General features: G+C 39.7%; 2 protein-coding genes. Both read right to left on the bottom strand.

Annotated features, from left to right (window positions below; translation table 11 throughout):
• Nucleotides 1-2,202 (bottom strand): delta-60 repeat domain-containing protein (locus E1176_RS07390; protein ID WP_155209964.1); only part of this gene is annotated, 2,202 nt, incomplete at its 3' end.
• A gap of 107 nt (nt 2,203-2,309) precedes the next feature.
• A complete protein-coding gene (locus tag E1176_RS07385) occupies nt 2,310-5,651 on the bottom strand; it encodes an amidohydrolase family protein (RefSeq protein WP_155209965.1) in 3,342 nt (1,113 codons plus the stop codon).
• Nucleotides 5,652-5,658 lie beyond the last annotated feature (7 nt).

Here is a 5,658-nt window from a genome sequence, read left to right as displayed (position 1 = left end):
ACCTTTTTGAATAGTAAGTGTAAAATCATCCGGATAACTGCTATCTGAGTCTTCAACTGTAAGGTCTGATAATGAAATTGATAAAGGGGTCTCTTCCATAGTTGAAAGTGGTTGCACCAGACCGGTGATTACAGGTCGATCAGTTACTTTCACCTTTATGATACCGTCTAGGTAAGACCCATTATTAGCTACACTACCAAGTAAATACATTTCTTTGGAGCTATCTGATTCGAGTACGATGTCATTTACCCAACTCACACTGTCCAGAAGAAATTCAGTGTCAATAGATCCGTCAAAGTTATATTTTTCCAAAGATCTGACTCCATTAGAAAATCGTGTTGTCAAAAATCCGTTGTCGTATTCACTGAGTAAATAATTGAACTGACTCAAAGAATCATAAGAATTTTGAAACCCACCATCTGCATCTATTCTCACCACACCATTAGTAGTTTGCCCATCAAACACATCAAAATATCCCAAAACTATTATTTCGTCATTTGATAAAATTAGAATATCTGTAATATCTTCATTAGGACCAGTACCTAAGTCAAAAGTATCATCCAGGCTACCATCTTCATTTAGCCTCATCATTCTGTTAACGGGTGTACCGTCATAAGAATCAAAAGCAGAGCCAATAACTAGTTTACCACTTGATTGGAAACCTATTCCATAAGCTGAAGAATTGGCACCGCCCGTTCCTGAACCATTTTGATAAGTTGGGTCCTCTGTTCCGTCAGCATTTAATCGATACAAATTATTGGCGTTATACGCGATTATTTTTCCATTATCAAGGACCTCGAAGTAAGAGATATAGTACAACTCTCCGAAGGGTGCCCATGAAAATGATGGATCCACCGATCCATCATTATTAAGTTTAAAAAACTCATTACCAACGCTGTACATAATTTGGCCATTATCAAGAATTTGAAAATGGCTTGGTCTTCCGAAATCTTCAGCTATTGAAAAACCGGTATCGACACTACCATCAAGATTGACTACAGCAAAATCATTAGTAGGGTGTTCATTCACTTTAATAAAATCTCCGGTAACATATAGCTTATTTTCATGCAGTTTTCCGCTTAAAAAACCACCCTCTCTATAAATTTCAGGGTTAAAACTAAGGTTTATATTACCGTCAGCATCCGTTTTGGTTAGCCCATATTTGGAGCCATTACAGATGTCTTCATTAAGTAAAACACCATCTGAGAGAACGGCTATTTCAGCTGTGTATGCCTCGCAATATTCTACTCTGTTAAATGACAGGTCTTCGGAGCCATCAGCATTCATTCTCCATAAAAAATCACCGTTATTGGTTTCGTCAAAATATAAACTAGAGTAAAGCAGTATTTTATCACCCTGTAACACCAGTTTACTTACAGATCCGCTGATTTCGAAAGGTGGATTAAAACTTGTATCCAGACTTCCATCAACATTTAGGCGGGCTGTACCATTTGTAAAAGTTCCATTGAAAGTATTTAAGTAAGTATCACCTAATAAAATCTTACCGTCAGCTTGAAGCGTGATATCACCGATATTGTCATCAGTACCATCACCTGTGTCAAATGAAGTGTCTAACGTGCCATCAAAATTTAGTTTTACGATATCATTTTTAACGGTTGAGTTAACCTCAGAGAAACTTCCTGCCAGCACGATTTTGTCGGTCGTGATTTCGATATCATATATTGTGCTATTGAATTGTGTAGCATTCGTAAATGTTTCATCTAGAGAATTATCTGAATTTAATCGTAATAGATAACCCTCTGGTGTCTCGCTGTAATATGTACTGATAAGAAGTTGATCATTAGGCTGCAGTTTAATCCTACTAATACTTTTGATTTCTTCAGTTATATACACGACTTCTCCAGTGGCTGTTATCTCAACCAATGTACCCCAACCAGCAAGCACGATATTTCCGTTGCTTCTTTCTTCTGCATGTCTAATATAAAGTGAGTCTGGTGAAAAGGTAAAAGACTCATCTAGCGTGCCATCGGTATTTAATTTTATAACGCCATTAACAGGTACATCCTCGTATTGGTCTATTTGCCCGATGATTAATAGCTTACCGTCACTTAGCGTAAGAATTTTTTCTACATCAGCACTTTTGAGTGGAGTAGGTGAATTAAATGTTGGATCAACAGTTTGAGCTTGTAACCCTCCAATTGTGAAGAGCAATAAACATAAAGTAAGCGTTCTAAGGTTCATGTTAAAAAGTTAGAATTAAAATAAATGCACAAATTATATAAAAAATCAGACACAAAAAAAGCTGCCCCGACCGGGACAGCTTCTTAACTAATTAACAAACGAAAAATTTATTTATTTGTCGGTATTCCAGGTACGTTCTCAGGTGCCGCCTGGTGCCATTCAAATTTTGGTGCCTTCTTTTTCTCCGGGTATACCTCGTCCAAATTTTCTGCATTATATAAGCGACCATTTTTCATTACCATATCTATGGCATTCGAATTTCTGATATCGTCCAACGGGTTTTTATCAAGAATTATTAAGTCAGCCAATTTACCAGCTTCAATACTGCCTAGGTCTTTTTCCAAACCAATAGCTTCTGCACCCTGTATAGTCGCGACCTTGAGAGCGTCATGAGTACTGAGTCCGCCAGACTGCATACTCCACAACTCCCAGTGGTACCCTAAACCTTGAAGTTGCCCGTGAGAACCAACACCCGCTAAACCACCGGCTTCAACTAAATCTTTTACAAATACAGCGTGATCTTCAAATACATGTTCTTCGTCCATAAACCAACCGGCATTTCTTCTTCTCGATTTTGCGTCCAGCTCAGATTTAGGTGTGTAGAAGTTTAGCTTGTCATCGCCTTGTACATCTTCTGTAGCGTAATAGTAATTTTCAGCCCACGGACCGCCATACGCAACAAGCAATGTTGGTGTGTAAGCTGTTTTAGATTCAGAAACGAATTTTATAAAATCATCATACAGTGGGTAGATAGGGAAACTATGCTCATGACCCGGATAACCATCTATGATTTGGGTAACATTAAGCTTAAAATCCAAGCCACCTTCTGTTGTTGGCATAAGCTCCTGCTCTTTGGCCGCCATAATGATCCATTGCCTGTGTTTACGATTACCCGTGAGATACATTTTAATGGTTTTCGTATTATAATATTCCGAATACTGCTTCAGTATACTTCTTGCCTGATCAAGGCTTTTGATATTATAAGCCCAAAATCCTACTCCAGGTCCTGTGGAATAAACCCGAGGCCCGTACATCATACCCGCATCTACCATATCTGCATAAGTTAATACATCGGTAGTTGCGGTTTGGGGATCTCTCGTGGTGGTTACACCGTATGCAAGATTTGCTGCATATATCCAGATTTGGTTTTTATGAACACCCCATGCCGGCCACATGTGTGCATGTGTATCTACAAAACCAGGAACGATAGTTTTGCCACTCATATTCATAACTTCCACTTTGCTATCAACCTCGATTGAGCCAGATACGCCAACACGTTTTATGCGATTGTTTTCGATAAGCACATCACCATTCTCTATGATTTCATCGCCCTTCATAGTAATTAGACGAGCATTTTTCAGCAAAACAGAACCTTGAGGAATGTCTCTCTCTACTTCTACTTTTATACGAAGCTCTTTTGCTTTATAGCCTTCATCTTCCTTTTTTTCATCCTCTGTTGATTCACTATCTTTTTTCTCTTCGTCTTTGTCACCACTTTTCTTTTTCTCCAGCTCTTCTTCCTTCGCTTTAGCGTCAGCCAGGTTATAAGTAAAAAATGCATTACCTATAGACCAATACACATTTTCTGCATTTCTACCCCATGAAGGAAACTGCCCTCCAATTGTAGTCAGTTGCGTAGCAGGAAAAGATGCTTTTGATGCATCGGCTACATTAATTGTTATGGTTTCACCACCTATGTAGGGGATAGTCACCGTATATATCTCATTATTGATTTGAGCGATGGCCTTGTCACCTTCGGGAGCCATAAGAATAACGCTGGCTTTTGATGGTTTTTTAGCAGGCTCACTCATAGTTTCCGGTAAGCTATGATGATCAATGATATCTCTTATCGCTCCGTAAGTAGTGATTCCACTTATTTTTATTAATTCTTTTTCGTCTGTGCCGTCCCAACGAATAGAGGTAAGGCCTTTTTCTGAATGATATAAATAAATACGGTCATCATTTTTTACAAAGTGTGGAGTAGAACGACCTTTGGCTTTTTCTATAAACTGTGCTTTGCCTCCGTTTGAAGAAATCCACATGAGGTCTTCTTGTGTGCCAAAAGTAAACGGGCCATCACCGTCTTTATAGGTTTGCTTTGAGCCTTTAAGAAAAACAACCCTGTCCTTTGAGAAGCTCCAGGCGGGTTCAGAATATACAGCCGGTTGATCTGTTAGTTTCACCGGTTTGGCTCTACCTTTTACATTTACTTTATAAATGTGACCACCATCTGCATCATTCCAGGTAACAAATGCTAATTGAGAGCCGTCAGGACTCCAAGTTGGCATCGCTTCTGTAAACTCAAAATCAGTAACTCTTTTGGGCTCACCATCAGGTAGGTCCATTAGATAAAGGCGATTGAGGGCTGTGAAAGCTACGCGACTACCGTCTGGTGAAACTTGTGGGTCTCTTATTTGAGTCACGGTCATCATCGGTTCGTCACTAATCGGATAGTTAAATTTAAGTTGTGGACCTAGTTCCAGATCAACATTTACCCTGAATGGAATATTTTTAGCTTCACCACCTTCAATCGGTAAACTATAAATTTTACCTCCATAAGAGGCGATCAGGTTTTTGCTATCTGGTGTGAAAGACATAGCAGGCAATACCCCGAGTGGAGCAATTGACTCTTGTTCGTCTCTTTGTACAGGATAGGCTAACCACTTTTCGTCTCCGGTTTGTAAGTTACGAGCCATCAACCCGGTTTCATCATTCCACCTACTGCCGTAAACCAACCACTGACCGTCTGGAGAAAGTGTAGGAGAAAATGCCGATCCATAGCGAGAAGTTTCGTTAGCAATTTCGCCTGTTTCTCTATCATACGTGGCCACCTGGTATTGAGGGAATTGAGCGTTGTATTGCCATGCACCGGTTCTTTTGGCAAACCAGATGTATCTTTCATCAGGGCCAAATGCCGGCTCTACGGCTTTAAGGTTATCAGGTTTTTTTATGAGTTGTGCGCCTGACCCACCATCTCGATGGTACAGGTGTAATTTTAAATTTCGGGTGCCTTTACTTACAATTATATATTTTCCGTCAGGTGTCCACTCGGCTGATTGTAGATTGTGGGTATCACCTTTAGTTACCTGTGTGGTTTCTTCAGTTTCAAGATCCATTATCCAGGCATTGTTTCCACCACTTCTGTCTGAGGTGAAAAGTAGCGACTTTCCATCGGGTGAAAATTTTGGATGAGAATCAAAGGCCATGCCTTCTGTAATTCTGTTTGCCTCACCACCTTCGATCGGTAGGGTATATAGATCACCCAACATATCAAAGGCAATGGTTTTTCCATCAGGGCTTACGTCTAATGAAATCCATGTGCCATTATCAACATCGATTTTAATGATCCGTTCTGCTTTAAGAGGTAGGTCTTTTTTTTCTTCTATAGCGGTAGAGTCTACTTCAACTTCTGTACTATCAGATTGTGCACTTGCCAAATGAAATGCCATCAGGCAA

It is taken from the genome of Fulvivirga aurantia (genome assembly GCF_009711475.1).
GTDB lineage: Bacteria > Bacteroidota > Bacteroidia > Cytophagales > Cyclobacteriaceae > Fulvivirga > Fulvivirga aurantia.
This window is presented reverse-complemented; position numbering and strand designations above follow the sequence as displayed.

Excerpts from the sequence above, each read along its gene's own strand:
- E1176_RS07385 (WP_155209965.1), bottom strand. The coding sequence starts at position 5,651 with ATGGCATTTCATTTGGCAAGTGCACAATCTGATAGTACAGAAGTTGAA.